Source organism: Runella aurantiaca (genome assembly GCF_003339505.1).
In the GTDB taxonomy this organism is placed as follows: Bacteria; Bacteroidota; Bacteroidia; order Cytophagales; family Spirosomataceae; genus Runella; species Runella aurantiaca.
The window spans coordinates 2,383-5,921 of sequence record NZ_QPIW01000053.1; the positions used below are offsets into that span (position 1 = coordinate 2,383).

At 43.6% G+C, this 3,539-nt stretch carries 1 protein-coding gene; it reads right to left on the reverse strand.

Annotated features, from left to right (window positions below; translation table 11 throughout):
* Window positions 1-2,584: 2,584 nt before the first annotated feature.
* Window positions 2,585-3,379: a DUF11 domain-containing protein gene (locus tag DVG78_RS29735; RefSeq protein ID WP_158550152.1), complete on the reverse strand. Its 795-nt coding sequence runs from the start codon at window positions 3,377-3,379 to the stop codon at window positions 2,585-2,587.
* Window positions 3,380-3,539 lie beyond the last annotated feature (160 nt).

Sequence of the window (3,539 nt, forward strand, 5' to 3'; positions counted from 1 at the left end):
TATCGTGTACGTAAACGTCGAACTCGTTGCACCCAAAGAAGGTGTAAAGGTGCCCGCCGCCGCGTTGAAGCTACCACCCGTCCCACTCGTGCGGGTCCAGACGCCGCCCGTCTGCTCGCCCGTTATCAGTCCAAACAAATCTATTACCAATGCGCTGTTGTCGCATACCGACACATTACCATCCGCACCTGCATTAGGTTTAGCAATAACTATGATACTTATAGTATCACTACAATTACTGGTAGTATATATAAAGTTGTAAGTACCCACAGCAGCATCAGAAAAAGCTACAGTAGCGATTCCTCCGCTCGTTGCTCCAAGGGTAGCTCCAGCAGGATTAGCAGGACTAGTCTGTGCAGACCAAATACCCGTAGTTGGATTAACCCCAGTCAAAGTTGCGCTTGTACCTGCACAAACAGTTTGATCATCGCCTGCATCAGAGCAAATAAAGGTGCCACTTGCAGCTGCTGAAGGGCTTACACTATTCCCGATTCCAAAGAAGTCCTGAACATTTCCGAAATTGGGTTCATAGACCAGAAACCCAGCTGGATCTAGAATAACACCGTTGGCCGACGCGGTCAAAGTTACTGTTTCAGCCGTATTTCGGGTTAGGGTTAACACTACAGTCTGAGTACCCCCACCCGTAATGGTAAGATTTCCCGTCCCGTCTGGATTCACGGTTATAGTCGCATTCCCCGAAGAAACTATTGGCAAAGCCCCTCCATCTGAAGTCGTAATGGTGATTGATGTGAGGTTAGTAGTCAAACTAAACTGATGTATTCCACTGACTGGTTGAGGCTCTGTCGTGGTTCTTACAAGACTTAAAACTGGTGATGCAGTACTTGGGTTTGCGGGAATATCATTACAAAGTTGTACTGTACAGGCATCCCCATTTGTAATGTGCCAAACAACATCCTGTATAATTTTTCTGTCTGTTGAGCTTTCTAAATCATAACCATAATTTTGATAATTTGCCAATACCCACGCAATTTGCGCGGCTTCAGTCAAAGTTACTGTTGTATTACCTGATCCAACCGTTTCGGGTGTAAAGTTTGTCACCCCTGACAATTCACGATAATCAACGCCTGCGTTATCAGGCTTTTCTGTACAAAAAGCCCATTCACTCTCTTGAGGAACGCCCGAAGCGTCGATATAAACCTGACAAACGGGAGGATTACCGCTGTAATACCCATTGCGGTGTAGTATTACTGTTTTACCTGCATTCGCACTAAGAGCCGTGTTTGGAACAGCAGTCATCCCTCCCCAACAATTGCGAACATAGGTCACACCTGATTGATTGGCCGAATAAATCAGTCCCCTGAATCCAAAGGCTGTACTAGTCGCATTTGTTTTCATGCGAATGGTCAGGCAATTGCCTGCGTTGTTCGAAGCAAAGTTTCGCTCATTATCATTATCTGTAATATAACCAATCAAAGGTGCGTTGGTGGATGTCCCATCGTAAACAAACAGGGTATCAAAATCATCCCCAAAGTCATTGCTTCCAGCAAGTAAGTCAAAAATAAGGGGGGCACCGTCCGTTGAGCAAAAAGTGTAGGATCTATCTTGACTGTTAGTATAGTTAGCAGCAGTGCCACCATCATCTACCAAAATAGCCAAATTTGTATTGAATGTTTGGTTTTGATTGGTAGCATTAAGTGGATATACTGTTACAGGAATAGTTTGCAGCGTGGCTGTAAATCCAGCCGCTGTACTTAACCCATCACTTCTCAAACGAAATGATACAGCCCCTAACGTACTTACAGTAGATAACGGCACATAACCACTACCTCCCATGGTAATCATGTTCAAAGAGGTAAAAGATGTAGTCGAAGTACTGGTACCATCTATGAGTCTGACATAGTCTTGGCCAAAATTATCGCCTACAAATTCGGACTGTGTAAAAGTCACCCTAATCTGATAACCAGCAGGAGCCGTAAAACTTAGTCGCAAATCTAAGTTATTGGCGTAATTTCCAGCGGCTCCTCCATCGTCGTAGAGGGTTACTGTGGTGTTAGCAGGGATAGCTACCGTTGCATTATTTCCAGCAGGCGCTGTTCCCATAACATACGTTTGAGAATATACGTTATTCAGCCCTGCATGAATAAACACAAAAATTAGCAAAATTTTCAATGCTTCAGAAAATAAAGCGTTGTTCTGAATATTGAACATCCCAGATTTACGAAAATCGTGATATACATTTTTCATATTGTAATATTCATAAAGAACTCGTTGATACTATAATTGTCTAATTAATCTGAAATAAGTAGGGTTTCTATTGTCTAGCTATAGGCATTAGAAGTAATTAGGTCTTCATCAAAGACTTTGCCAAATCAACACCTAAAAACAAAAATTAGGCATAAATGGTAACAAAAGGGGTGCTAACGGAACTATTTTGTGGCTGCAGGTTAGAAAAAACGGGAAATTGAGAGTAACACTTTTGCGAGTCAATAATTATGCCATAGACTCTATCGCCTACATTAGTGCGCCTTTATTAAAAGTTACAAAATACATCTTTTTAAAAAAAAGAACGTCCCCACCAGCAAAGCCAATGGGGACGCTCTTTTTTAAACTGTTACTTTTTTCTCTACTTTCGCTTTTTAGTTATAGTAAAAGGAATACAAATTTGGGTCGGGCAACAGTTATCACTAGACTCAATGATAATCGGACAACAACCGCCAGCAGGGCATTGCTGATTAGAGGCCGTGAAGGTGTAAGTACCCACCTCGCTTAACAGAACGGTATTACCCGATACAATTGGCGTGCTGCCACCATCTTTGTACCATTGTACATTGGTCAGGTATTCGGGAGCACTCGCCTGTATCTTTTCAAGTGGGCACAACTTAAACGGTACCGTAAAGCACTCTTGGTCGTTATCATCTTCGCTATTATTACCATTGCCTGGCGTACTATCCACATCGGGCTCGTTGGTCTTGCTGATCTCGGCCGTATTGAAATGAATACCCTCCGAAATCGCTTTCACTTTATACGTCAGCGTGACCGTGTCTCCATTGGCCCCTATGCTGCCGATAGTCCAGACAATCACATTATTAGTAAGCGTCGCCGTGCCACGAGTCGTCGTAAAACTGCCCGTGATAAATTGTACTGACGTCGCTAAAGAGTCACTAACTTCTACGCCCGTGGCCAAAGTCCCTGACTCGTTGAAGACTTTAATCGTGTAAGTAAGCGTGTCTCCCAGTTGTGCAATCTTCGTGCTAATCATCTTTTTCAATGATAAGTCTACTTGTGAAGCCGTGACCGTGATGACCTCAGGGTCGTGGTCGTCCTCGTCGCCACCCGTCAAGCCATTTTCGTTGATCACGTCATTCTTTGGCGTGCCGTCGTCGGCGGGGTTACTATCGGGACTTGAATCTACATCCACACCACCCGTCGCCGAGCTGATTTCAGCTAAGTTAACGCGAACTTTTCAGGGAATATAGGATAATACTGGGTTTTAAAGAGCACAACATAGCATAGAGAGTGAAAGAATAGTATTTTGGAGTTGCTAAACATTCAAAAACTAACCAATTCCTCCCTATGCT